This window comes from Bacillus sp. JST-5 (assembly GCF_057747715.1).
The window spans coordinates 99,766-124,386 of the sequence record NZ_JBYLHW010000001.1 but is presented as its reverse complement, the minus strand read 5'-3'; the positions used below and the strand labels follow the sequence as shown (position 1 = coordinate 124,386).

The 24,621-nt window shown below is 32.6% G+C and carries 33 protein-coding genes; 9 read left to right on the top strand and 24 right to left on the bottom strand.

Features of this window, described 5'->3' with window-relative positions:
* Window positions 1-300: 300 nt before the first annotated feature.
* From AC3ASS_RS00700 to msrA, 3 genes are all read right to left on the bottom strand, one after another.
* Window positions 301-441 carry a YjcZ family sporulation protein gene (locus AC3ASS_RS00700; protein ID WP_488281569.1) on the bottom strand — a complete coding sequence of 47 codons (141 nt, stop codon included), beginning with the start codon at window positions 439-441 and terminating at the stop codon, window positions 301-303.
* Between the two features lie 104 nt (window positions 442-545).
* A complete protein-coding gene (msrB, locus tag AC3ASS_RS00695; RefSeq protein ID WP_488281568.1) occupies window positions 546-971 on the bottom strand; it encodes a peptide-methionine (R)-S-oxide reductase MsrB in 426 nt (141 codons plus the stop codon).
* On the bottom strand, window positions 958-1,503 hold the full coding sequence (gene msrA / locus AC3ASS_RS00690) for a peptide-methionine (S)-S-oxide reductase MsrA (protein WP_488281567.1): 546 nt from the start codon (window positions 1,501-1,503) through the stop codon (window positions 958-960). Before msrA ends, msrB begins: the two co-directional genes overlap by 14 nt.
* A 136-nt stretch (window positions 1,504-1,639) precedes the next feature.
* On the opposite strand from msrA, the gene AC3ASS_RS00685 reads away from it, so the two are divergent.
* Both AC3ASS_RS00685 and AC3ASS_RS00680 read left to right on the top strand, forming a co-directional pair.
* Window positions 1,640-2,245 carry a DUF4397 domain-containing protein gene (locus AC3ASS_RS00685; RefSeq protein ID WP_488281566.1) on the top strand — a complete coding sequence of 202 codons (606 nt, stop codon included), beginning with the start codon at window positions 1,640-1,642 and terminating at the stop codon, window positions 2,243-2,245.
* A gap of 71 nt (window positions 2,246-2,316) precedes the next feature.
* Window positions 2,317-3,693, top strand: a complete 1,377-nt coding sequence (locus tag AC3ASS_RS00680; protein WP_488281565.1) for an RsmF rRNA methyltransferase first C-terminal domain-containing protein — start codon at window positions 2,317-2,319, stop codon at window positions 3,691-3,693.
* A gap of 31 nt (window positions 3,694-3,724) precedes the next feature.
* Here the strand turns inward: AC3ASS_RS00680 and AC3ASS_RS00675 are convergent, their stop codons facing one another.
* From AC3ASS_RS00675 to AC3ASS_RS00600, 16 genes are all read right to left on the bottom strand, one after another.
* Window positions 3,725-4,327 carry a YpmS family protein gene (locus AC3ASS_RS00675; protein ID WP_488281564.1) on the bottom strand — a complete coding sequence of 201 codons (603 nt, stop codon included), beginning with the start codon at window positions 4,325-4,327 and terminating at the stop codon, window positions 3,725-3,727.
* Entirely contained in the window at window positions 4,317-5,075 is a 759-nt protein-coding gene (locus AC3ASS_RS00670) for an SGNH/GDSL hydrolase family protein (protein WP_488281563.1), read from the bottom strand. Before AC3ASS_RS00670 ends, AC3ASS_RS00675 begins: the two co-directional genes overlap by 11 nt.
* A gap of 144 nt (window positions 5,076-5,219) precedes the next feature.
* Window positions 5,220-5,801, bottom strand: coding sequence for an SCO family protein (locus AC3ASS_RS00665; RefSeq protein ID WP_488281562.1), 582 nt, complete (start codon window positions 5,799-5,801; stop codon window positions 5,220-5,222).
* A gap of 87 nt (window positions 5,802-5,888) precedes the next feature.
* Window positions 5,889-6,839 carry a nucleoside hydrolase gene (locus AC3ASS_RS00660; RefSeq protein WP_488281561.1) on the bottom strand — a complete coding sequence of 317 codons (951 nt, stop codon included), beginning with the start codon at window positions 6,837-6,839 and terminating at the stop codon, window positions 5,889-5,891.
* A gap of 167 nt (window positions 6,840-7,006) precedes the next feature.
* The gene (locus AC3ASS_RS00655; RefSeq protein ID WP_488281560.1) at window positions 7,007-7,849 is read right to left on the bottom strand and encodes a DegV family protein; all 843 of its coding nucleotides are present in this window, start codon (window positions 7,847-7,849) and stop codon (window positions 7,007-7,009) included.
* Window positions 7,850-7,949: 100 nt separating this feature from the next.
* A complete protein-coding gene (locus AC3ASS_RS00650; RefSeq protein WP_488281559.1) occupies window positions 7,950-8,618 on the bottom strand; it encodes an SOS response-associated peptidase in 669 nt (222 codons plus the stop codon).
* Between the two features lie 51 nt (window positions 8,619-8,669).
* A complete protein-coding gene (locus tag AC3ASS_RS00645) occupies window positions 8,670-9,155 on the bottom strand; it encodes a dihydrofolate reductase (protein WP_488281558.1) in 486 nt (161 codons plus the stop codon).
* Window positions 9,152-9,946, bottom strand: a complete 795-nt coding sequence (locus AC3ASS_RS00640) for a thymidylate synthase (protein ID WP_488281557.1) — start codon at window positions 9,944-9,946, stop codon at window positions 9,152-9,154. The genes AC3ASS_RS00645 and AC3ASS_RS00640 overlap by 4 nt, the downstream gene beginning before the upstream one ends.
* A 17-nt stretch (window positions 9,947-9,963) precedes the next feature.
* Window positions 9,964-10,662, bottom strand: coding sequence for an anthrax toxin lethal factor-related metalloendopeptidase (locus tag AC3ASS_RS00635; protein WP_488281556.1), 699 nt, complete (start codon window positions 10,660-10,662; stop codon window positions 9,964-9,966).
* A 92-nt stretch (window positions 10,663-10,754) separates the two neighbouring features.
* The gene (locus tag AC3ASS_RS00630; RefSeq protein ID WP_488281555.1) at window positions 10,755-11,330 is read right to left on the bottom strand and encodes a YpjP family protein; all 576 of its coding nucleotides are present in this window, start codon (window positions 11,328-11,330) and stop codon (window positions 10,755-10,757) included.
* Window positions 11,331-11,419: 89 nt separating this feature from the next.
* On the bottom strand, window positions 11,420-12,193 hold the full coding sequence (locus AC3ASS_RS00625; protein ID WP_488281554.1) for a class I SAM-dependent methyltransferase: 774 nt from the start codon (window positions 12,191-12,193) through the stop codon (window positions 11,420-11,422).
* 137 nt (window positions 12,194-12,330) lie between these two features.
* Window positions 12,331-12,771: a BrxA/BrxB family bacilliredoxin gene (locus AC3ASS_RS00620; protein WP_488281553.1), complete on the bottom strand. Its 441-nt coding sequence runs from the start codon at window positions 12,769-12,771 to the stop codon at window positions 12,331-12,333.
* A gap of 15 nt (window positions 12,772-12,786) precedes the next feature.
* Entirely contained in the window at window positions 12,787-13,911 is a 1,125-nt protein-coding gene (locus AC3ASS_RS00615; protein ID WP_488281552.1) for a conserved virulence factor C family protein, read from the bottom strand.
* A gap of 78 nt (window positions 13,912-13,989) precedes the next feature.
* Complete coding sequence (locus AC3ASS_RS00610) at window positions 13,990-15,873, bottom strand: ABC-F family ATP-binding cassette domain-containing protein (protein WP_488281551.1); 1,884 nt, start codon at window positions 15,871-15,873, stop codon at window positions 13,990-13,992.
* Complete coding sequence (locus AC3ASS_RS00605) at window positions 15,870-16,514, bottom strand: HD domain-containing protein (protein WP_488281550.1); 645 nt, start codon at window positions 16,512-16,514, stop codon at window positions 15,870-15,872. The genes AC3ASS_RS00610 and AC3ASS_RS00605 overlap by 4 nt, the downstream gene beginning before the upstream one ends.
* A complete protein-coding gene (locus AC3ASS_RS00600) occupies window positions 16,511-17,038 on the bottom strand; it encodes a hypothetical protein (protein WP_488281549.1) in 528 nt (175 codons plus the stop codon). The genes AC3ASS_RS00605 and AC3ASS_RS00600 overlap by 4 nt, the downstream gene beginning before the upstream one ends.
* Window positions 17,039-17,244: 206 nt before the next feature.
* Here AC3ASS_RS00600 and AC3ASS_RS00595 point away from each other — a divergent pair, with 206 nt between their 5' ends.
* From AC3ASS_RS00595 to cspD, 3 genes are all read left to right on the top strand, one after another.
* Entirely contained in the window at window positions 17,245-18,369 is a 1,125-nt protein-coding gene (locus tag AC3ASS_RS00595; protein WP_488281548.1) for an MGDG synthase family glycosyltransferase, read from the top strand.
* Window positions 18,370-18,481: 112 nt separating this feature from the next.
* Window positions 18,482-18,706, top strand: a complete 225-nt coding sequence (locus AC3ASS_RS00590; RefSeq protein WP_488281547.1) for a DUF3892 domain-containing protein — start codon at window positions 18,482-18,484, stop codon at window positions 18,704-18,706.
* 184 nt (window positions 18,707-18,890) lie between these two features.
* Window positions 18,891-19,091 (top strand): cold-shock protein CspD, encoded by a 201-nt coding sequence (gene cspD, locus AC3ASS_RS00585; RefSeq protein WP_028396624.1) that lies wholly within the window; start codon window positions 18,891-18,893, stop codon window positions 19,089-19,091.
* Between the two features lie 71 nt (window positions 19,092-19,162).
* On the opposite strand, the gene AC3ASS_RS00580 is transcribed toward cspD, so the two are convergent.
* Both AC3ASS_RS00580 and AC3ASS_RS00575 read right to left on the bottom strand, forming a co-directional pair.
* A complete protein-coding gene (locus AC3ASS_RS00580; protein WP_488281575.1) occupies window positions 19,163-19,372 on the bottom strand; it encodes a zinc-finger domain-containing protein in 210 nt (69 codons plus the stop codon).
* A gap of 1 nt (window position 19,373) precedes the next feature.
* On the bottom strand, window positions 19,374-20,030 hold the full coding sequence (locus AC3ASS_RS00575) for a reverse transcriptase-like protein (RefSeq protein WP_488281546.1): 657 nt from the start codon (window positions 20,028-20,030) through the stop codon (window positions 19,374-19,376).
* Between the two features lie 149 nt (window positions 20,031-20,179).
* Between AC3ASS_RS00575 and AC3ASS_RS00570 the strand changes: the two genes are divergently transcribed.
* The 4 genes from AC3ASS_RS00570 (at window position 20,180) to AC3ASS_RS00555 (ending at window position 22,497) form a co-directional block, all read left to right on the top strand.
* Window positions 20,180-20,866 carry a queuosine precursor transporter gene (locus AC3ASS_RS00570; RefSeq protein ID WP_488281545.1) on the top strand — a complete coding sequence of 229 codons (687 nt, stop codon included), beginning with the start codon at window positions 20,180-20,182 and terminating at the stop codon, window positions 20,864-20,866.
* 88 nt (window positions 20,867-20,954) lie between these two features.
* A complete protein-coding gene (locus AC3ASS_RS00565) occupies window positions 20,955-21,344 on the top strand; it encodes a reverse transcriptase-like protein (RefSeq protein ID WP_488281544.1) in 390 nt (129 codons plus the stop codon).
* Window positions 21,345-21,366: 22 nt separating this feature from the next.
* Window positions 21,367-22,281, top strand: coding sequence for a DMT family transporter (locus AC3ASS_RS00560; RefSeq protein ID WP_488281543.1), 915 nt, complete (start codon window positions 21,367-21,369; stop codon window positions 22,279-22,281).
* 78 nt (window positions 22,282-22,359) lie between these two features.
* A complete protein-coding gene (locus tag AC3ASS_RS00555) occupies window positions 22,360-22,497 on the top strand; it encodes a small, acid-soluble spore protein L (RefSeq protein WP_488281542.1) in 138 nt (45 codons plus the stop codon).
* 171 nt (window positions 22,498-22,668) lie between these two features.
* Here the strand turns inward: AC3ASS_RS00555 and AC3ASS_RS00550 are convergent, their stop codons facing one another.
* The 3 genes from AC3ASS_RS00550 to AC3ASS_RS00540 are packed head-to-tail and all read right to left on the bottom strand — an operon-like array spanning window position 22,669 to window position 24,611.
* Window positions 22,669-23,538 (bottom strand): 5'-3' exonuclease, encoded by an 870-nt coding sequence (locus AC3ASS_RS00550; RefSeq protein ID WP_488281574.1) that lies wholly within the window; start codon window positions 23,536-23,538, stop codon window positions 22,669-22,671.
* 49 nt (window positions 23,539-23,587) lie between these two features.
* Complete coding sequence (locus AC3ASS_RS00545; RefSeq protein ID WP_488281541.1) at window positions 23,588-24,427, bottom strand: sulfurtransferase; 840 nt, start codon at window positions 24,425-24,427, stop codon at window positions 23,588-23,590.
* A 1-nt stretch (window position 24,428) separates the two neighbouring features.
* The gene (locus AC3ASS_RS00540; protein ID WP_488281540.1) at window positions 24,429-24,611 is read right to left on the bottom strand and encodes a hypothetical protein; all 183 of its coding nucleotides are present in this window, start codon (window positions 24,609-24,611) and stop codon (window positions 24,429-24,431) included.
* Window positions 24,612-24,621 lie beyond the last annotated feature (10 nt).

Genomic DNA, 24,621 nt, shown 5'->3' with positions numbered 1-24,621 from the left:
CTTCCGTGGTCTTCGCCCAATCTAACCAGGCTCGACTTCCCTTTGTCCTCCATAGGAGGTCTCTTTTGACGAGGCGGCAGGATTCACTTTATGTTACGGTCTGCTGATTTGCTCGCACTCTCCAAGAGAGTTACTTTGTCACAGGGCTTCAACCTTAGGATTTCTCCACCAGTTGCCTGTCAGCTACCGAGCGTCTTGGCACTTACTCGGGTTGGACTTGCACCAACTAGCAGATAACAGCTTAGCTGGGCACGCTCAAAATAAAAAACCCGAGGAAAATTCCTCGGATTTTCTATTTCATTATGCTGCCCAAGTTGCGCCAATGATAATTAGCAATATGAATAACACTACTATTAGCGCAAATGATGGACCATATCCTCTACCTACTGGATATCCGTAACCATAGGATGGATATCCTCCGCAACCACATCCATGATACATATACGTCACCCTCTCGTTTGTTCGGATGTTTTACAGTATCAATGTATGTGTAATGACCTATAGATGTATGTGCACATGCCTATTTTTCATGTAAAGTATGAGGTTTAATCAAATAACTTCAAATATTCACTATAGCCTTCTTTTTCTAAATCTTTTTTCGGTATAAATTTTAGCGCTGCTGAATTAATACAATATCTTAAACCAGAAGGTGCGGGGCCGTCATTAAAAACATGACCTAAATGAGAATTGCCAGTTTTACTACGTACTTCTGTTCTTACCATACCGTATGATAAGTCTAATTTTTCTTCAATTTCTTCCTTGTCGATAGGTTTTGTAAAACTTGGCCATCCACAACCAGCATCGAATTTGTCTTTTGAACTGAATAATGGTTTACCGGAAATAATATCAACATAAATACCTTCTTCAAAATTGTCCCAATATTCATTTTGAAATGGTGGTTCCGTTCCATTTTTTTGTGTCACCTCATATTGAAGTGGAGTTAATTTTTTTATCGCATCATTCTTCTTCAATCTTTTTTAACCTCCTTTTATTTTCCTCTACAAAAGCTTTTCTTCCGGACCCTTCATAATAAGCATTGTAATGAAGTGGATTTTTTAAATAATAATCTTGGTGATATTCTTCCGCCTTATAAAATGGTTTCGCAGGAAGAATTTCCGTTGCAATTTGTTTTTGATAAATACCACTATCTTCTAATTTCCGCTTTGATTCGATCGCAAGCTTTTTTTGATATTCATTATGATAAAAAATAGCTGTTCGATATGACGATCCTCGATCATAAAATTGACCTCCTGGATCCGTAGGGTCAATATTCGTCCAAAAAATATTTAATAATTTTTCATACGAAAAAATATCTTCATCATACGTAATTTGAACAGCTTCATAATGTCCGGTAGTGTCGGAACAAACTTCTTCATAAGTTGGATTTTCTTTATTCCCACCTGTATATCCAGATATTACTTCTAAAATTCCCGGTTGTGTATGAAATGGTTTTACCATACACCAAAAACAACCGCCAGCAAATGTTGCTTTTTGAATATTCATAACACGTCACCTCCGTCCGATACTAACAACCTCATATTATCGATATTGTAACACATCTATGTTCATAAAATAGCACTTTATGCATATGGTAATGACAAATTTGATTCGTCGATTATTACATAAGAGGAGAGATTTTATGACAGATATTTATTCTAATAATTATTATTTGCGTGCTTCTTTTAAAGGAATGGTAAGAGTTTTACATGCGGCAGATTCTACAGTAAATGTTGATATATATATGAATGAACAACTTGTCATAAAAAAAATGAATGGTAAGCAAATAACTCCGTATGTACCAATAAAAAATGAAATAGTACAATTTGACATTTATTTATGTGGAGAAGCCCAGCCTATCATAAGAAAAGAAATAAACGTAAAACGAGGTACTACTTATACATTAGTTTTATTTGGTACTGCCAATGATTTACAAATAAAATTTTTAGCAGAAGAACTAGATATTCCACATGGAGAATCTAAAGTACGATTTATTCATGTAGCAAAAAAATGGCCAAATTTAGATATAGCCGTAAAAAACTTAGACACGATTTTTTCAAACATTGGTTACAGTGAGCATACTCCTTATTTAACGTTATCGCCAATGACGGTTCAATTAGAAGCTAGAAAAGCAAATACTAAAACAGTTATCTTTCCTATGAATCATCTTTCATTTTACCCAAATCAATTATATTCCATTTATATCGTGTCATACGATTCGAAACCATATTGGGTTGTGCATGGATAAAACGTTGACTTTTTGTAGTGATTTTCTAATAATTTCATTATGACAAATGATTGATTTGAAAGGAGCCATATATGCTACCCGAACCATTTATACAAAAAATGAAAACACTACTAAAAGCAGAATTCGAAGCATTTATCAAAACTTATGAAGAAGAACGTGCGGCTGGAGTAAGAATTCATCCATTAAAAATATCTAAAGAAAAATGGGAAACGATTGCACCTTTTTCAATAGAAAAAATTCCTTTTGTCGAGAATGGATATTATTATTCCTATACTTCGAGTGAACCTGGTAAACATCCGTATCACTTCGCAGGTGTTTATTATATTCAAGAACCTAGCGCAATGTTTGTTGCCCAATTATTAGATGTGACAGAAGAAGATATTGTCTTAGATTTGTGCGCTTCTCCTGGTGGAAAGTCAACGCAAATAGCGACAATGATGAATAATAAAGGTTTATTAATCGCCAATGAAATACATCCAAAAAGGGCAAAAGTTTTATCTGAAAATGTTGAGCGATTTGGTTTGAAAAACACTGTTGTATTAAATGAAACTTCAAAACGATTGGCAAAAGTTTTCCCTTCCTTTTTTTCTAAAATTTTAGTGGACGCTCCATGTTCCGGTGAAGGAATGTTTAGAAAAGATGAGGAAGCCCGGATTTATTGGAGTCAAAATCATGTAGAACAATTAAGTGAACAACAAAAAGTACTTTTAGATGACGCTTATGAGATGCTTCAACCAGGCGGAATACTCGTTTATTCGACTTGTACGTTCTCACCAGAAGAAAATGAACAAGTGATTGAATATTTTTTAAATAAACATGAAGATATGGAGCTTGTAGCTATTGAAAAAATGAATGGAATTGATGATGGGAGAGTAGAATGGACGAAAAACGGGACAAGTTCTATTGAAAAAACGGCTAGACTTTGGCCCCATAAATTAAAAGGAGAAGGTCATTTTGCAGCAAAACTAAGAAAAGGATCATCGTCTAATAATCAAAAAAGTAAATTAAAACAAATAATAGTCCCACCATTTAAAAACGTACTAAAAGATTATAAACAATTTGAAGAAACATATATTACCAATAAACCTTCATTTAGAATACAAATGTTTGGTAATCATCTCTATCATATTCCTGATAATTGCCCAGAATTAAAAGGATTAAAAGTTCTAAGATGGGGGTTGCATTTAGGAGAATTAAAGAAAAATCGGTTTGAGCCGAATCATGCCCTTGCCCTTTATTTAACGGAAAAAGAATTTAATCAAACTTATACTTTATCTTCGCATGAAGACGAGTGGAAGCGTTTTGTGAAGGGTGAAACATTAAAAGGCATTGGTAATAAAGGTTGGACATTAGTGACGGTCGACGGTTTTCCTATTGGATGGGGAAAAGAAACAAACGGCATATTGAAAAACTATTATCCGAAAGGACTTCGGATCCAACCAAAGTAAACAAAAGGCAGGAGATTGTTCACTGCCTTTTTTATTTTTCCGTATTAACTTTCAGCTGTAAGGAAATTTTGTCTCTTTTTAAATTGAATTCTTCAGCAAAAACGGTCATGTCGCTTTTTAATTTCATCGATGTTAATGAAACATAAACGAGTTCTTTCTCAGGATCAATGGTCACCCATTCCGGAAGATTATATGACTGTTTAATAAATTTCATAACATAGGAAACTGGTAAATTCAGTTGGCCAATAGATATAGATTTCTGATTTAATAACAAATCACCGTTTTCTAAAGCTTTTGCTTCAAATGTCATCTTCAATTCAATTTCTTGATTAAAAACGGGCAAACTTCCGTACAATTCCACTTCATCTGACAAATGAACAAAATAATCAATCGGACCATCTAGCCCTTCTTTTTCAATGTAATGATTAATTAACTTAGTTAAATCATCTTTTTTTGTTTGAACGGTAAATGCAACAAAATTCTCTTTTTCATTTTTATTCAAAGGTATGTTTCCACCTACAGGCAAAATTAATAATACCAATAGAGTAAATATTGTTATAACATTTATGCATAATAAAGTGAAAAAAGATTTTTTCCAACTCCATGATTTCCAACTTCGTTTTTTATGAATCATGATGTATTATCATCCATTCTACCATTTTATTCTCTATGATTACTTCCATAACACGATTACCAATCAATTCATATCCTTTCTGATTTGGATGGAAATAATCTTCAAATAAAAGTTCATTTATGTCATTTTCAAACAAATCTTGAATAGGAACAAAATACACCTGTTTGTAATTATTTATAATCTCTTTACTCCCACTATTCCAATGGTCAATGATTTCATTTATTTCTTTTAACTGTGAAAATGAAGAAATAAAAGGGTTGTAAAGACTAATATAAATAACTGGAGCTGTCGGATTTAAAGACCGAATTTGCTTAATGATTTGATTTAACCGTTCAAGGTAATTTGTTCTTTCTTCTATAAAATCATCCATACTTAGATGGGTAATATTTTCTCGAACAATTTTCATCAGATCGTTCGCTCCAATAGTAAATACAACCATATCTGCCTGCTGAATATTTGACTGAACTTTTTCATCAGATAATAGGTTTAACAATTGATTCGATCGATAACCTCTTATTCCGAAATTTTGTATTGAAACTTCTTGAATGCCCTTCAATGTTTTCAAACTACTTTTTAGATAATGAAGATATCCTCCTTGATTGGTTTCATCGCCAACCCCTTTTGTAAGAGAATCTCCTAGAGCGCTTATCGTCATATTAATAGGAATAAAATCATGTGGGATTTGTTTTTTTATTAAAAAATTCAACTTTCGAACCTCTACATCTGTAGGTTCCATTTTCTTGGTCAAAAAGAAGTATCCTAAAAGAAGAAGAAAGGTAAAGAGGAAAAGATAGGTGAATTTTTTCATCTTGTTCACCTCACAGATGATCAACAAATGTTTAGAAATATTATTGACAAAAAAAGGCCTCTTTCATTGAGGCCATTATAAAATTTATTCTCGATCTTTCAATATTTTGATATCGTTAATAATTTCATCAAATGGGATATCATTTAAGCCTGAATAATATTTTCGAATTACTCCATTTTGGTCAACTAAGAAAAAGTCAGATGCATGAATAACTTGATCTGTTGATACTGGTTTTTGCACATGTGATTTGAAACTATCTTTAGCAAATTGTTCAATATGTTCTTGAACATAGCCTGTGATAAAATGCCAGTTAGTTAAATCATCCGTAAACTTTAATGCATATTCTTTTAACACTTGAGGAGTATCATTTTCTGGATCGACTGAAAAAGAAACATAATGGATATCTTCAATTCCCTCTTCATTAACTTTGTCCCTTAATTTTTTCATATTCATCGTCATAGGGGGGCAAACAGATACACAATTTGTAAAAATAAAATCAGCTATCCAAATTTTCCCTTTTAGTTGTTCTGATGAAAATGGTTCACCATTATGGTCGGTATACTCGAATGGTTCAACAGGCCAATTTTTTTCATTTTCAATTGTTTTATCCGAACAGGCAGTCAAAAAAATCAATACAAAAGTCATGATTGATAGCCATTTTTTCATTTTTCATCACCTTTATCACATACTATCAATCATTTTATCAAAATCTTTTCCTTATTTATACCGATAGCTTGACAAATTCATGAATTTTTAAGACTTTGACATAAATGTTTGAAATATTTGTTGGATATATCGTTGATAGTCAAAAGAAACAGCCACTTTATGAATTGTATATGATTCTTTTTCTTTTGTTTTTCGAAAATCTCCGATCGTTTGTCCGAAAGCATCCCCTTCTTGCACGACAACTTTAACAGGTACGCTTTCATAGTGAAATTCGCTTTCATCGGTTACCGCCCAAAGGGTTAATAAATCATGCAATGGACTTCCTATAATGGTTGGATCATTCTCCTTATAAAAATTATAATAATAGTCAACCATCGTTTTAATATATTTCCCTACTGGATCATTTACTCGAACAAAATATGAATGTAATTCATTGACCATATCCGGTGTTAATATCGCATCTTTTGTCACATTCAATGGAATGATATGAACTGGTGATAACCTATCATTTAAAACAAGATTAGCTGCATAAGGATCACCGTAAATATTGGCTTCCGCTACCGGTGTCACATTACCAGGTACAAAAAAGGCTCCTCCCATAATATAAATATTCTTGACATTTTGAATTAAATCAGGATATAAAATGAGCATGGTCGATAACGAAGACAATCGGCCAGTGTTCACAATAATCAGTTCACTTCCATATTGTTCAATAATATTAACCACTTCAAAAAAATTTTCAAAAACATCACTAATTTCAACATTTGGTACAATCGGACCTAACCCTTCGATTCCGTGAATATCAGGATAGAACGTTGGTGATTTTCCTGTTAATGGTAAATCAGCTCCTGATATAATAGGAACATTCGTTCCTGTTAACTCTTGGAAAAAGAGAGCATTTCTAACAGCATCTTCTTTTGGAACATTTCCATACTCCGCTACAATTCCTACAATATTAATTTCATCACTATAATAGCCATAAAGAAGAGCGACCATATCATCTATACCAAAGTCACCAAAAAATAAAATATTTTTCAATATTATTCACCTATATCTTTGCTCATCAATTTTACTAAAAATATCATATGTTAAAATTTTTAAAATTATATCTATGAAATAAATGACGATAGACTCATTTTTCTGAAACGTTTAACAAGCACTTTTATAAAAGCTAATCATAAAAAAATAAACCTCCAATAGAGGTTTTATTCTGCATAATACATAAAGCCAATGGCGCCAGGTCCAGTATGCGTACTAATGACTGGTGTTGTTTCGATAATTTGTATGTCTAATGAATCGAACAAATTTACTAACTGCTCCTTTAATTTCAAGGCTAACTCTTTCCCATCAGCATGTGCCAGTCCAATACCTTTTATTGTTTTTCCTTTGACATCTTCTGTAAACTGTTTGACTAAAAATTTTACAACTTGGGCATGACTTCTTGCTTTTGAAACAGGGGTTAACTCCCCATCTATTAATGTAGCAATTGGTTTAATATTTAATAAAGAACCGATAAACGCCTTAGCTTTTCCAATTCTTCCGCCTTTTACTAAATTTTCTAATGTGTCGACAACGACAAATAATTTCGTTGCTTGGCGAATTTCACTAAGACGGTTAACAATTTCTTTTACAGACTTCCCTTCTTTTGCTAACTTTGCTGCCTCGGAAACTTGAAAATATAAGGCTCTCGATATAAATTTGGAATCTACAACCGTTACTTTAGATGTACTCATTTCTGCCGCTAATTGAGCTGTCTGAACTGTACCGCTCATTCCACCAGTCATATGAATAGAAATAATCTCACTTCCATCTTCACCAAGTTTATTATATAAATCTATAAAAGTCCCAATGGAAGGTTGTGAACTTTTTGGCAATTCATTCGATAATTTCATTTTTTCCATAAATTCTGTGGGAGAAATTTCAATTCGATCTAAATATGATTTTCCGTTCATCTGGATAGATAGCGGAACGATATGTACACCTTGCTCTTTTAATCGTTCCAATGAGAAATCTACCGTTGAATCAGTTACAATTTTTACTTTTGACAAATTGGTCACATCCTTAAAAACAGTTATCCCTAATTATACTATGACCAATCTTTTGTGAAAACATGAAATTCAACAAGTATGTGACATTTTCCTTCAAAAATCAAACTATCGGTTCGATACATTTCTCATTATCATTTCTAGTGTTATTGACGATAGAAGAAACGACGTATTTTTCCATCCATTCACTTTCTATTGGAGCCATTAAAGAGGTTAATTCATCAAATGGGTGTTCTTCAACATTTAACCATTTTTGAATAGCTACTTCATCAGTAAAGATGACAGGCATTCGATCATGTACTTCTTGGATAATGTGATTAGCTTTTGTTGTTAAAATTGTACATGTTATCGGATGTCGATTCGAATGGTTTCGATCCCATAAACCAGCAAAGGCAAAAGGTTTTTTACTTTTTAAAAAGATACGATAAGGAACTTTATGTCCATCTTTACTTTTTTTCCACTCATAAAAACTATCTGCAAAAATTATACATCGACGTTTATTTAATAAATGTTTAAAACTTGCCTTTTCATGAACAGTTTCTGAGCGAGCATTAATTAAAGGTTTCCAATTCTTTGGTTCTTTTACCCAAGATGGTACTAACCCCCAATGAATATAACCGGCTCTCCTTTTTCCTTCCTTTTGAACAGCCGTTAATATGGGTTGTGTTGGAGCTATGTTATAGCGAAATTGAAAATCATCTGGAAATAAATCCAAAGAAAATTGTTCCATTAATTCTTCTGGATGAACCGTTAAAGTAAATCTTCCACACATGAGATCACCTCATTTATATATATAAAAAACAGCAATCAACTGACTGCTGTTTTATTTTCTACGTTCGTAGACTACAAATTCATAATCAAAAGGATTTTTTTCATCTTTTAAGCCTTTTTTTCGGGAGATTTCCACCCAATCTTGGAAGGAAAAGTTCGGAAAAAAAGTATCTCCATCAAAATTTTCATGTATATATGTCACATATAAACGACCGGCATATGGTAAACATTGCTCAAAAATATCCGCGCCACCAATAACAAATAATTCATCGAAATGTTGACTATACGTTAATAACTCTTCAATTGAATGTAAAACAGTGCATTCTTCCACATGAAAATCGGCATTCCGTGTTATGATAATATTTTCTCTCCCAGGAAGCTTTTTTCCAATCGATTCAAACGTTTTCCTACCCATCGCTACTGGATGACCCATCGTTATTTGTTTAAAATATTTTAAATCAGCTGGTAGTCGCCATGGTAGATCGTTATTCTTTCCAATGACACGATTTTTTCCCATAGCCCATAGTAAAGATATCATACGCTAACTTCTCCTTTTATATGTGGGTGAGGATGATAATTTTCAAGGACAAAATCTTCATATTGGAATGAAAAGATATCTTTTACAGTTGGATTGATTTTCATCGTCGGTAATGGACGAGGTTCTCTTGTTAATTGTAGTTTCACTTGTTCCAAATGGTTTAAGTATATATGAGCATCACCAATTGTATGAATAAACTCACCCGGTTGTAAGTCACAAACTTGAGCAATCATCATTGTAAGTAGTGCATAAGAGGCAATATTAAAAGGAACGCCTAAAAATACATCTGCAGAGCGTTGATATAATTGGCATGATAATTTCCCGTCCGCTACATAAAATTGAAAGAAACAATGACATGGAGGGAGAGCCATTTCTTTTAAATCACCAACATTCCATGCATTTACGATTAATCGACGAGAATCAGGATTATTTTTGATTTGATCTATGACTTCACTAATTTGATCAATCGTTTCTCCTGTTTTAGTCGTCCATGAACGCCATTGGTGACCATAAATTGGACCGAGATCTCCATTTTCATCAGCCCATTCATTCCAAATACGCACACCATGATCTTGCAAATATTTTACATTTGTATCACCATTTAGAAACCATAAAAGCTCATAAATAATCGATTTTAGATGCAATTTTTTTGTTGTCAGAAGTGGGAACCCTTCCATTAAATCAAATCTCATTTGGTAGCCAAACGTACTAATCGTACCTGTACCAGTTCGATCTTCCTTTTTAGTTCCGTTCTTTAAAATATGTTCACATAATTGTAAGTATTGCTTCATTTCTGTTCTCCCATCTATTATTTTAATTGTTGAATATATTTAAAAGTATTTGGAGCTAATGTTTTTAATAGAAAGTGAGATTCTTCATTAGCATAATACATCGCAAATGTTTCAGCAAAATATTCTTCTGGATATCGTAAAAAATATGCATGATTTCCAAAGACTTTAGAAGCTTCAAGTTTCCAAATATGTTTAAACGTTTGATCGTATCGAATACCTTGAAAAACCATTTTATCTAATGTATGAGCAAGTTCATGCAATTCTAAATTTACGGAACCATGACCTTTTCCTTTTTCGCTATGACCAATTTTTATCATCACCACATCCGATCCACCAGCACCTGGAACATCATCCCATGTGGTCGAGGTATTTGTGTACCCCCTAGGAGTGACCCCTTTTAAATGTCTGGCTGTCGGTAAATCTGTTAATTTTCCATCAAATAACCGAATTTTAATTTTATTTATAGCCATTTTCTTTAAAATCGATGATGGGATTCGATCAATTCTTTTAATCATTTCCCCAGCTTCTCGTTCATTAAACGGGGTATGTGGAAGTAGAATAATAGAATCCAAATATTCTTTTGACTGAAGAGGCAATTGTGCCAATAAAGAAGATGGAGGAACATCTTTCAACCAAACACCATCACTTGCTGCTTCTGATTGCTGTACAAATAATAATAAAAACGCGAAACTGATGATGTATGATGTTCGTTTCATGCTGTCTATTCCTCTCTAAGAAAAATTCTATTAAATTATAACATAAAAAGATATCAGAACATTGAGCTTAAAGTCTGAATTTATGAGAAAGTTTATTTTCCACTCATCCATTTAGGTGGCTGATTTTTTCCCCAATAGATACTTCCTAAATCATAATGTTTTTCAAACCGATCTTGATTCATATGGTAATGAAATTGAAAAACAAATCCTTCTTTAGGAATATGAAGCCTACTTACATGAAAACGAGCAATATCTTTTAAAGTTACTCGATTATAGATATTGAAAATTTTTTCATGATATTGGTCACCAGGCCACTCAGTAATAGCTAGATTCGAAAGTTCTTCTGAAGGAATCTGCTCCAAAATTTCGCTGATCGCATTTTCTATTGCTGGCAATATTTCATGTTGAAAAGGCTTTTCTATTTGTAAAAGAATCTTTTCACCAAATTTTATATAAGATTGGGCTTTTGCTTTTTCTATGAAATGTTCATAAAGTTCCTCTTGGGTAATACTTTGAATCTTCTTTATTTCAACTTGCTGATGATCGTTTGATTCATCTTGAGTATCTGAAACTCTATCATTTGAAGCATAAGACTGAAATGGTGTAACTAATCCAAACGTGATAACAGTAACAAACGTAATAAATATATTTTTCATCCAATGTTTCATTGTCTAGATCCTTTCAAACTCTTTTTATCTATTATACATGATTTTAAAGAATTTTTTAAAAATTTTATTTTTATAATTTTGAAGAAACTTTATACATCAATGATACCATAATGAAATTTAGAAGTTTTTCGAATTAATTGTTGAAATCGAAAAACTTTAAAACGTTCACTCCGGTAATGATCTTTTAAAACGACTCGATGCCTAGCTACACGCTTTGCTTCTTTTATATGTTCGATCGTTAGTGGTAATCTTGATGCAATTGCTTTTATCGAACGAATTCCATCTGATTCATCGATACTTTCTTCAAACATTGGATCAAAATAAACGCAATCAAAACTGTTATCGTCTAATGACTTTAAAATTTGCAGGTGGTCTCCTTGTAAAACTTCTATTCTTTTCATTGCTTCATCAATCGGATCCATATTTGTTTTCCACTGCAATAATCCCTCTTTTACCAATCTGAAAATCAATTCATTTTTTTCTATGCCAACAACTTTGCCAACGTTCCCTACAATAAAACTTGCGACAATGCTATCAGAAGCAAGGCCTAATGTACAATCTAGAAAAGTAGATCCTTCTTCCAGATTGCAAGCATCAATCAATGGGTCCCTCTCCCCTTTCATGATACGTTTTATACGAAACATAGCGGAGTTAGGATGAAAAAACATAGGCTTTCGATTACCGTAAAAATAGATTTCAATCCTTTCTTTTCCGACAACAATGATGTCTACAGGCAACTCGGATTGTATTTGTTGAATCGTTCTTTTATTTCGTTCCAAATAAGGTATACCCCATGCTTGGCTAAGTTGTTTTGCCTTCATTATTAACGAAGGATTGGTTCGCCCCGACGTTGTTATATACATGATTTTTCCTCCATCAAGAAAAAGGGGCTTTAATAAATAGCCCCTTTTTTCAACAAATATCCATTTATTAATTAACCATTGGAAATGTACTATTTTCATCTATACCATTTTAATAGACCTTAACAGTATACTGTCAATTATTCACAATATTTTTCAAACGCTTGTTTAATATTTTCAATAATATCTCCTAATGCATGATCTTCAATTTCTTCTCTCGGAATAAAGTGAACGACTTCTTTTCCTTTTAATAAGGCCATGGAAGGCGATGAAGGTTCATAACCTGTAAAATATTCTCTCATCTTTGCCGTTGCTTCTCGGTCTTGACCGGCAAAAACTGTCACTAAATGATCTGGTTTTTTATTTGAACTAATAATGGCTTGAACAGCTGCAGGTCTAGCTAATCCAGCCGCACAGCCACAAACAGAATTGACGAAAACAAAAGTAGTAGAGTTGTTTTGTTGTTCCATAAACTCTACAACTTCATCTTCGGTTGTAAGTTCTTTAAATCCAGCATTCGTTAGCTCTTCTCGCATTGGTTTTACTAATTGTTTCATATATTCCTCATATGCCATTGACACTGTTTATCACTCCTATTACTGTTGTTTTCTTGCCTCGGTCATCTGCTTCCAAACGGAACCTTTAGCCTCAGAACCACCTTCAATACGTTCAATCGCCATTTTCACTTGTAACGCAACTTCAAATTCAGGATCATTTTCAGCTTCTTTTAAAGCAGGAAGTGCTGTTTCATCTCCTACTTCGTATAAAAACATCGCTGCTCTCCATCGAACAAGTTTGCTTTCATCTTTAAGTGCTTCTGTCATTTGCGGGATGGCTTCTTTAAAACCTAAATCTGATAAGCAATCCCCAGCCGTTCTTCGCACTGTTACACTTTTATCTTTTAGCGCTTTATACAAATATGGCAGTACTTTAACATCTTCAATCATACCTAAATATACCGTTGCAAGTCTTCGAATCGAAGCTTTTTCATCTTCTAATGCTTTTTCTAATACAGGTAAATCTTCTAAAGTAGGATCTGGCATTTGTTCTAAAAGTTGGTACCTTTTTTTCCAATCTGGATCATCTAACATGTCCAATGTAACTTTAATTTTTGTACGTTTTACTGTTTTTGCATATTCAGGATTACGTGCACGGTTTACTAAATGATTGAGACGCTCATCAGGATATGCAGCATTTAATTCCTCGACTATATCATGTCCTATTTCATCAAAATCACCATAACGAACACCTTGATCTACCCATTTTCGTAAAAGAATGTAGTTGTCATCCTCAAGTTGTGCCTTTTTCATTGCTTCAATAAAGCGCTCTGGTAGTCCGTAACGCTTTTCTTCCGTTCCATCTGTCAATTTTACTTGTAGAGGTATATCTTTAAAAAATTGCACTTGAACTTGAACTTCACCAAAATCATCGATTAGTTTACGTTCTTCTATATTAGTTTCTTTAGCTTCACCAAAAACTTGACGAACTCTCGATAGAATGTCTTTCCAATCATACTTAGCGTTTCGTTCGACCGCTAAGAAATCCGCCACATGATAAACTCCCTTAACCCCTTCAATTTGTAAAATCGCTTGAATTTTTGGAGGAGCCTCTTTCATATTTTCTTTATTGTAATTATTCCTTATCCCAGCTTCCAACTCTTGATTTAATATAATTTTCATCGTATTCGGACTTGGAGTCGGTTCAATTGATTTAATTTCCACCAAACATTCTCCTCTCACTACAAACAATTTTCTTTCCTTTATCTTATCGCTTTATGAATCGAACTTCAAAAAAGACGTTTATTGCTGTTCCATAATTTCAGCTAAGTATGTCCAACGTTCGATAAGTTCTTCTAATTGTTTATTCTTTTCATCCGCTTCTTTCATCAACTGTTGAAGTTTTTCATAGTTTGTAACTTCTTTTGTTATCTCATCTTGTAGTTGTTCTATTTCTTTTTCTAATAGAGCAATCCTATCATGGATTTCTTCCCATTCTTTCTGTTCTTTAAAACTTAATTTCTTTTTTTTCTTCTTTTCTTGTTGGGCAGGGATTGCTTTTTCTTCTTTATTCACTTTTTTCTCTTTTTTTGTATTAGTATTCAAATAATCCGTATAGGAGCCATAATATTTTTCTATTTTTCCGTCACCTGAAAAAATGAGCAGTTGGTCACAAACTTTATCTAAAAAGTATCGATCATGTGAAACTGTGATAACTACACCTGAAAATTGATCTAAATAATCTTCAAGAACGGTTAGAGTTTCCGTATCTAAATCGTTCGTTGGCTCATCAAGCAATAATACATTCGGTTGTTCCATTAACAATTTTAATAAATATAATCGTTTTTTCTCTCCGCCTGAAAGTTTGTATATCGGAACACCATGCATGTAAGAAGGAAACAGGAATCGTTCTAACATTTGGGATGCACTAATCATTGTTCCATCAATTGTTTTTATAACTTCACTCGTTTCTTTCAAATATTCAATGACTCTTTTTTTATCAACGATATCTTCTGTTTGTTGACGATAGTAAGCCATTTTTACGGTTTGACCAATCGTTATCATCCCATGATCTAATGTTTCTTTACCGGCAATGATATTTAAAAAAGTTGATTTCCCGCTGCCGTTTTGACCGACAATCCCAATACGATCATTTTGTTGAACAATTAAATTAAAATCTTCTAAAATTTTCTTTGAATCATATTTTTTATACCCATTCTTCATTTCAATGACTTGCTTTCCAAGACGTTTCGATGAGAGTGATATTTCCAACGTTTCTTTTTGAATTTGATTTGAAAGATTTTCTTCTAATTGTTCAAAACGTTGAATTCTTGCTTTTTGTTTCGTTGTTCGTGCTTTTGCACCTCTACGAATCCATTCCAATTCTTTTTTATATAAACTTTTCTGTTTCTCAAATTGTTTTGCCTCTACTAATTCCCGAGTGGCTTTAGCTTCTAAATATGCCTGATAATTACCAGGATATTCATATAATTTTCCACTCGTTAATTCGAAAATTTTATTAGCCGTTTGGTCAAGAAAATATCGGTCATGCGTAACGAACAATACAGAACCTTTATATGTTTGTAATTCTTCCTGTAGCCATTGAATAAGCTCATAATCTAAATGGTTTGTCGGTTCATCTAAAATAAGTAGGTCTACTTCTTGAATTAATACTTGAGCTAATGCGACACGCTTTTTTTGCCCACCAGATAAATGAGAAATTTTTTGATTGAAATCATGGAGTCCTAATTTCGTTAAAATTGATTTTACTTTTGCATTCCGTTCCCAAGCATTTCGTTGATCCATTTTTGCTTGTAAATGAAATAATCTATCTTGGATATTACGATCATTCGGACAATTGTTTAATTCTATTAATGTTTTTTCATATTGATGGATGAGTTTATTGATTTCATCATCTATAGATAATACTTGTTCTAAAATAGTCGCATCATTATTAAATATAGGTTGTTGATCTAATAGTGTAATTTTATAATCTTTCGGATGTTCAAATCGGCCAGAATCTGCCTCTTCCTTTTGTGCAATAATTTTTAATAACGTTGATTTCCCAGTTCCGTTTATCCCGATTAATCCAATTCGTTCTTTTTCTCCAATCGAAAAATTAATTCCTTGAAATAAAACTTTTTCACCATATGACTTACTAATACTTTCCCCTCGATAAATTCTCATTGTTCTCCATTCCACTCTTTATAAAATTGATTTAAAAATTGTTCTAAAAACTTATGTCGACCCTCAGCCAATTGTTTCCCGCTTTCCGTTAGCATCAAATCTTTCAATTTAAGCAGTTTTTCATAAAAATGATGAATGGCTGATGTTTGATTCGTTCGATATTCTTCTTCACTCATGTTTTTTCTTACTTCATATTTTGGATCATAAATAGGATTACCTTTATGGCCTGCGAACGCAAAAGCTCTTGCAATCCCTATCGCACCAATAGCATCTAATCGGTCAGCATCACGAACAATTTTTGCCTCTATCGTTGCAAGTTTTCGTTCATGTCCACCTTTAAATGATATAGACTCGATGATTTCCAAAATACAATCTTTTACATGAACGTCTATGTTGATTGTGTCAAGAAAATTTAATAGTTTCTTTTTTCCGGCATCTTTGGAAGAATTTAATTTAGGATCTGATATATCATGTAATAAAGCGGCCATTTCGATAACAAACAAATCCCCTTTTTCTTCCATAGTCGCAATTTTTTTCGCTAAATTTCGAACTCTATCAATATGATACCAATCATGACCGGAAGAATCATTTTTATGTTGTTCGTATACAAAGCTTTCAGTTTTTTTTATGATTTCGATCATTTTTCTTCCTCCGTTGATTGGATGAGGTTTGTTAATTCTTGTATTACAGATATTGATTTTTGAACGGAATCTCTTAATTTATCAACATCTGTTTCGCCAATAAAGTCGAAGACTATCAGTTCCATAAACAATTCATTTTCTAAGTTTTTTTCCATATGAATTTTTTTTACGTTCACTTGATGGTAATACCGGTTTAGTAGCTTTCGGACACGTTTATCTGTAATGTCGTCCAAAACCTCTGGTATTTGATAACTAATTGTATATGTACACCGTAATGAATCTTTCTTTATCACTAATTCATCATAATGATCTTCAAATGAAAAATGAAGTTGTAAACATACAGTAATAGTCTTATGTTGAGATACATCATTTAATGAGAAGGATATATTATACGTTCTTTCCATTTTTGCAATATTAACAAAATCATTTCTATCTAAAATTTGAATCATACCGTTTAAATCCATGTCGTACACGATGCCTTCGAGTACAACTTTTAAATTATCAAAAGCTGTAGGATCAAACATGCTATCATCCTTTATATTTAATCATTACAACTATATTTTACCTTTTCTCATGTTTAGATGAAAATGTATGATAAAATTTTTTATTGGCAGTTTCTTCCCTTTCCTATATAATTTAAGAAAATATTTGTTATATAAAAATAGAATTTATTTTACAAATAAAGTAGTTTTTTATAGAGATTTTTCTTGGGTAAAGGAGGGAGTCGGGGATGAGTTCAACAGTCTTAATTTTATCAGCTAGTTACGGTAACGGACACCATCAAGCCGCAAAATCCATCGAAGACGAGTTTTACCGACAAGGGATTAATAAAGTCGTTTTTTCAGATTTATATGCAGAATCTTATCCAATTGCTGCGACCATCACTCGATCCTTATTATTTAAAGGTTTTAAATATGGAAGTCCTGTTTATAAAGCTTTTTATTATGGAACGGATAAATTTTCACATACCGGATTATCATACTTTTTACAACATTTAGGTAGATCTAGAGTAAAAGAACTTATTCATCTTCATCACCCACAATGTATCATTACTACTTTTCCTTTACTCGCTGCTCCCTACTTACGAAACAAAGATCATTATTCTATTCCAACATATACGGTCATTACTGATTACTGCTTACATTCCCTTTGGGTTCATCCGTATATCGATAAATATTTTGCAGCTTCGGTAAACGTTAAAGAAAAATTATTAAAACACGGTGTTTCTGAAGATAAGATTGTCATTAGCGGTATTCCTATTCGATCAAATTTTGAAAAAAAGGTAAGTAAAGATTACATTTATAAAAAGTATCACCTTTTTAAAGATTCGAAAATTGTTACCGTTCTAGCTGGAGCTAGCGGTTTACTAAAAAATACTGATAAAATTTGTGAAGGACTTCTGAAATTAAAAGAGGCTCAAATTATTGTTATATGTGGAAACAATGATACGTTATACCAAAAACTTTTCCCGCTACAAACTGTTTATGGAGATAAAATTAGGCTACTTCAATATGTTGAAGATATTCATGAAATATTTGAAGTATCTTACTGTATGATAACTAAACCTGGAGGTATTTCAATTACAGAAGCTGCTTCTAAAGAAACGCCTTTAATCCTATATAAACCGATACCTGGTCAAGAAAAAGAGAATGCTCAATTTTTTGAACAATCTGGTGCAGGTAAAATTGCTAACAATGTGAAAGAAACGATCAATGCAGTAGAAGAACTTATTCATAATGAAGAAAAACAAAAAGCGATGAAAATGGCGTTAAAAAATATTTATCAACCCCATTCATCCAAAATTATTGTCAATGAAATCATAAAGGATTGCTTTCAATACGAACATACAAATTAAATATGAATCCATTAACTGTTCTCATAATAAGGGAGCAGTTTTTATTTTTTGTTATTAAAAATAAAAATTTTTGGTAACAATAAATTTTAAATAAAAGAAAAGGAGTTTATCAATGACAGAAAAAATTGTAGCTTGCCAGAAAAATGCATTTGGAAATATCATTAATTTCCAAACTTCAAGCGGAAGAATTATTTCTTATCGTAAAGCAGTTGCTGAAATTGAAAATGGTAACATTATGGGTGCAGAAATCATTTATAATACCCAATCGGAAATTCCCATTATACAATCGTTTGAAGAAGGGGAATATGTATCTATGGATGAATTGCCTTCCTTTTGAATATTCATTTGTCACTTGCAAAAATCAAAGAATATTCTTGAAAATCTTGACTCTAATGGTAAACTGATGTATATTAATAACATCTAAAACTGAATATCTCCGCCTCTTGTGCTGATATATTCTGTTTTATGATGATTATTTTATGTGACACATTCATTGTGTCAAAGATTTAGGAGGAAGAAATATGCAAAACGGTAAAGTAAAATGGTTTAACAATGAGAAAGGCTATGGTTTTATTGAAGTTGAAGGCGGAGACGATGTATTCGTTCACTTCACTGCAATCCAAGGTGAAGGATTTAAATCATTAGAAGAAGGTCAAGAAGTTTCTTTTGAAATCGTTGAAGGAAACCGTGGACCTCAAGCTGCTAACGTAGTAAAATTATAATTTTGGAAAAACAACAAAACTAAAATATACAGGCTGGCAACTTAGCCAGCCTTTTCTTATTGTTATATTTTCTATTCTTTTGATCCTTTTAACGAAATGATCTTTTTACCCAATTCTTGAATTTGATCACCCACCGTACATTGGGTAATACAAAATTTGTGGGCAGAACATTTTCCTTTTTCATTTTTTAAATGCTTATATATGAGACACCCTTTACAGTATGTGGTCAATAATGTATCAACTGAATAAAACAGTTTTTTTCTTTTAAGCGAAAGTTTCATGTTATCCATCATCTCTTTTACTTTCAATTTTTATTCCTGCCAAAGCTTGCGATGCTAATTGATCCGCTTCTTTATTTTCATTTCTCATAATTGGAATATACTCGGGATAAAGTTTTAGTTGAGATATTTTTTCCTCAATTTTATCTAACCAGCGATTTAAATCTTCCTCGAAGCATGGCCATTCCCCTTTTAATTGCATTAATACCCCATGACTATCGCCTTTAATCGTTAGCTTTTCTCCTGTGATTCCTAATTCCTCAACTTTTTGTAAACCAAAATATAAAGCTGCATATTCAGCTTCATTATTATTTATTAGTCCTTCTAAACGTTCATTCCATCTTTGACGTATGGATTTAGAATCTTGTTGATAATATAGGACAACACCTATTCCAGCGGTTTGAGAATGTCGATGATAATTGCCGTCAAAAAATAACGTTAACTGACTAGGTTTTCCTACAGATTTTTCTAGAAGCTTTTTAAATTCTTTTTTTGTCCATGTAATTCCTGTTTCTTCATGAAAAATACATTCTGATTGGGGAGACATTTTTTCTAGTTGCTGGGCAATTTGAAGAGCTTCTGTTTGATCCATCCATTCAGAAATAAATGATTTCTTTTCCTTTTTCTTATATGGATATTTCCATTCAATTTGTACTTTCATGTATATTTCATCACCTTTTTGAAAAATTAGACTTTTTTTCAAACTATATAAATTTTTTCAATTAATCGTTATAATGGTTGTTGACAATTGAATACATCCTATCGCGGTTCGAGAACTCCCGCGTTATCAAAACTACAGGAGGAATAAAAATGTTTAATGAATGGTTAGGACTTATTTTTGCAATTGTTAATTTATCATTCGTCCTTATTATTTATCGACTTTTTGGACGAACAGGATTATTTGTTTGGGTTGGTTTTTCAACCGTCCTTGCAAATATTCAGGTTGTTAAAACAATCGAAATCTTTCATTTAACCGCAACATTAGGAAATTCCATTTACGGGTCTGCCTTTCTCGTAACAGATATCCTAAATGAAAAATACGGAAAAAATGAAGCAAAAAAAGCGGTTTGGATTGGTTTCACAACCTTACTTATGATGACGGTTATCATGCAAATGGTTTTACTGTTTCAACCAAGTGAATTTGATATTGCACATGAATCACTTGAAACGATTTTCAGTCTAACTCCTAGAATTGCCGCTGGTAGCCTACTAGCTTATATTATAAGCCAAATGCTTGATGTTTACTTATTCAGCTTTTTTAAAAAGCTTTTCCCTAAAGATTCGCAATTTTGGATTCGAAACAATGGGAGTACAATGATCAGTCAATTAATAGATACACTCGTATTTACTAGTGTAGCCTTTATTGGTGTTTATTCATTTGATGTATGGATGGATATCTTTATTACCACATATGTATTAAAATTCATTATTGCTGTTCTTGATACTCCATTTGGATATATGGCAAAAAGAATGAATAAAAAACCGCTTTTTAAATGAGAGGACCTGCCTCTCATTTTTTTTCACTTTTTTGTCATTAAAGTATAATATCTTTATAGTAATAATTGATTTAGAAAGGAATAGTTACATGATTGAAGTCTATTTTGATGGTGCTTCCAAAGGAAATCCTGGTCCTAGCGGAGTTGGCATATATATAAAAGATGGTGCAAAGCAATGGAGATATTCCCTTCCGATAGGGGTTTATAATAATCATGAAGCAGAGTTTATCGCTTTTATAAAAGCTTTAGAAATTTGTATGGAACAAAAATTTTCTATCGTTTCATTTCGTACAGATTCAAAACTTGTATGTGATGCGGTGGAAAAAGAATTTGTAAAAAACACATTATTTCGTCCTTATTTAGAAAAAGCACAAGGTTATATTCAGAATTTTGACTTATTTTTTATTAAATGGATACCATCTAAGGAAAATAAAAATGCCGATGAATTAGCAAGAAGTGCAATTGTTTCTAATACATAATGTTTTAAGGGAGAGGTATTCTTTGCATAAAAATAAATTTTTTGCGGATATTTCTTTGTTATTTGTCGCTTTTATTTGGGGTTCAACATTTGTTGTAGTTCAAAATGCCATCTCTTTTTTAGAACCCCATACGTTTAATGCTATACGGTTTTTCATTGCCTCAATTCTATTATGGCTTTGGCTTATATTTTTCCAACGAAAACAACTTTTATTATTAAATAAAAACGTTATTTTAGCTGGAGGTATTTTAGGTTTTTGGCTATTTATTGGATATGCATTTCAAACGATTGGTCTTTTATATACGACGAGTTCTAAAGCTGGATTTATTACTGGTTTAAGTGTTGTTTTAGTTCCATTGTTCACATGGTTTTTCTTTAAGCAAAAATTAACTCCATTCGCTTTGTCAGGAATATGTGTTGCTACCATTGGATTATATTTATTAACAATGACCGGACCGGTTGGAGTAAATATAGGCGATGTGTTTGTCTTTATTTGTGCGATCGGATTTTCTTTTCATATTATTTGGACTGGGCAATATACAAAGTTATATCCTGCTCTATTGCTAACAGTTATTCAAATGACAACGATAACCATCTTATCTTCCATATGTTCATTTAGTTTTGAAAAATGGGAATCAGTATTCCATTCTAATGTTGTATTAAATATGGAGGTCATCTTTGCTTTACTAATTACAGGTATATTGGCAAGTGCACTCTCCTTTTTTATTCAAACCTATGTCCAAAAGTACACGAGTCCATCCCATACTGCATTAATTTTTGCTATGGAGCCAGTTTTTGCTGCATTCACAGCATTTATTTGGGTTGGAGAACGTTTGCATATTGCCGGTTTAATCGGATGTATTTGTATTTTTGTAGGAATGGTCTTTTCAGAAATTCCATGGAAAAAGAAAGGTAAATCTAGTTTAACACTAACTTAAATTCTAAGAATTTCCCCATACATATTTGTTTCAATAACGTGAATAATACCATTGAATAAATGGATGGAGGGAATTATCATGAGCAAGAAAAATCATAAAAATAGAGGAAACACTAAGTCTGGTGTCAATCCTCAAGGGTATGCTGAAGATGTTTTGACAGAAAATACGAAAAGTGAACTTGAAAACATCGCCAAAAAGAAAAATACAAAAATATAAACATTTATTAATTGTAGTGATTGAAAAAAATTTAAGGATAGATGAACATGATTATTTTCTAAGTTCATCTATCCTTTTTCTTACGTTTATTGACCTCATCAAGTAATTTTTTACAATTATTGATGTACATTTAAATGAAAGCACTTTAAGATAAGTAAAAATTTCCTTTGTCTATACAGCTGTGATTTTCATATGAATTTGTTCAACTGAGTGAATAATACTTGTTTTACCTTTAATATCTAATTGATGTAATCGATTTCTGACTTCATCCACATCAATAGATAGTTTTGACTCTTCGAAATTAAACTGAATTGGGACGTCACATTTAATTTTCGCCAATTGACGGGATAAGAGTAGTATTTCCCGATCTTCTTCGATTTTTTTCCTTTGTGAAGGTGTTAATAAATGGAGAGAATCGAGTAATTGATGAACGCTGCCAAACTCTTTTATTAATTTCTCAGCCGTTTTCGGTCCGATGCCACGGACACCTGGATAATTATCACTAGAATCTCCCATTAATCCTTTTACATCAATAAATTGTTTTGGATGAAAACCTTTTTCCTCTAAAAATTTTTGATGTGTATAAAACTCATAATTTCCAAAACCTTTTTTCATTATGGATACATAAATATTTTCGTCTAATAATTGTAAAATATCATGATCCCCCGTTAGAATATATACCTGTGCGTCATGATGATACGTTTTAGAAATCGTCCCAATGCAGTCATCTGCTTCATATCCTTCTACACCAACGTTCGGAATATGAAAAGCATCTGTTACCTCTTTGGCTATATCAAATTGTGGAATAAGTTCTTCCGGTGCACTCGAACGGTTAGCTTTGTAATCATCAAACATTTCATTTCGAAAGGTAGTGCTTCCCATATCCCAGCAAACAGCTACGTGAGAAGGGTTAAAATGAGAAATAGCTATTAATAGATGTTTTAAATAACCATTCACAGCATTCGTCGGGATACCTTTATTGTTAACCATAAATTGCCCTGATACAGCCGTTGCATAAAATGAACGGAATAATAAGGCCATTCCATCTATTAGTAATAATTTATTGGGATTTGATTGCAAAAAGTTCACCTCAATTTGTTTCAATGTTATTTTCCTTATAAGAAATCCAATCGCTAAAACTGCCCACATACAATTTTACATTTTTAAAACCTGCTTCGTTTAATAATAACACGTTTGGAGTAGCAGTAACACCTGAACCACAATAAACAATGATTTCCTTATTTGGATCAATTGAAGAAAATCTTCTTTTTTGTTTCTCAATTGGTGCAAATTGTTTTTCTTCTAATCCTTCCATCCACGGATAGTTGACAGCCCCCGGGATGTGACCTGCTTTGTGATCGATCGGTTCAAATTCCCCTTTATATCTTTTTTCTTCACGGGAATCGATTAAAATTACATCTTTTTTCCCCTTTTCTACGACCTCTTTCACTTCATGGTATTGTGCAATTAATCGATCATTCTTCTCTATTTGAAAGGAAGAAGGAGTGATGTTCGGTTCAACAGTACTTATTGGATTTCCCGCTTTGATCCAAGAATCATACCCACCGTTTAAAACAAAAACATGTTCGATACCAGCATATTTAAGCATCCACCAAAGTCTACTAGAAAACGCTGCTCCTCCTTGATCATAAACAACGACTATACGATTTTTCGTTATTCCGCACTTTTGAACGAATGTTTCAAACTCTTGATCATCCGGTAATGGATGTCGCCCCCCATGTTCACCTACTTTTCCTGATAAATCCCGTTCTAAATGCGCATAAATAGATCCAGGGATATGACCTTTTTTATATTCTTGTTCACCCCAAGTTGGGTCGCTTAAATCAAAACGACAATCGATAATCGTCAAATTTTCTGCTTTTTCTTCCATCCACTTTTTTAATTGGTCAACATCGATGATGGACGACATATCAATCCCCCCTTTTTTCTTTCGCCATCAATTTTTTCACATGTTCTTTAGGTTGCCAACAAGAAAATGAATAATTTGGTTTCGTTTCATAACCTAGTCTTTGGCATTGATAGATCATTCCATTTTTCCATTTGTTAGCTGAGAAATGTATGCAAGTTGCACATACGTGGAAACGATTTTTCATGTCATTTCTC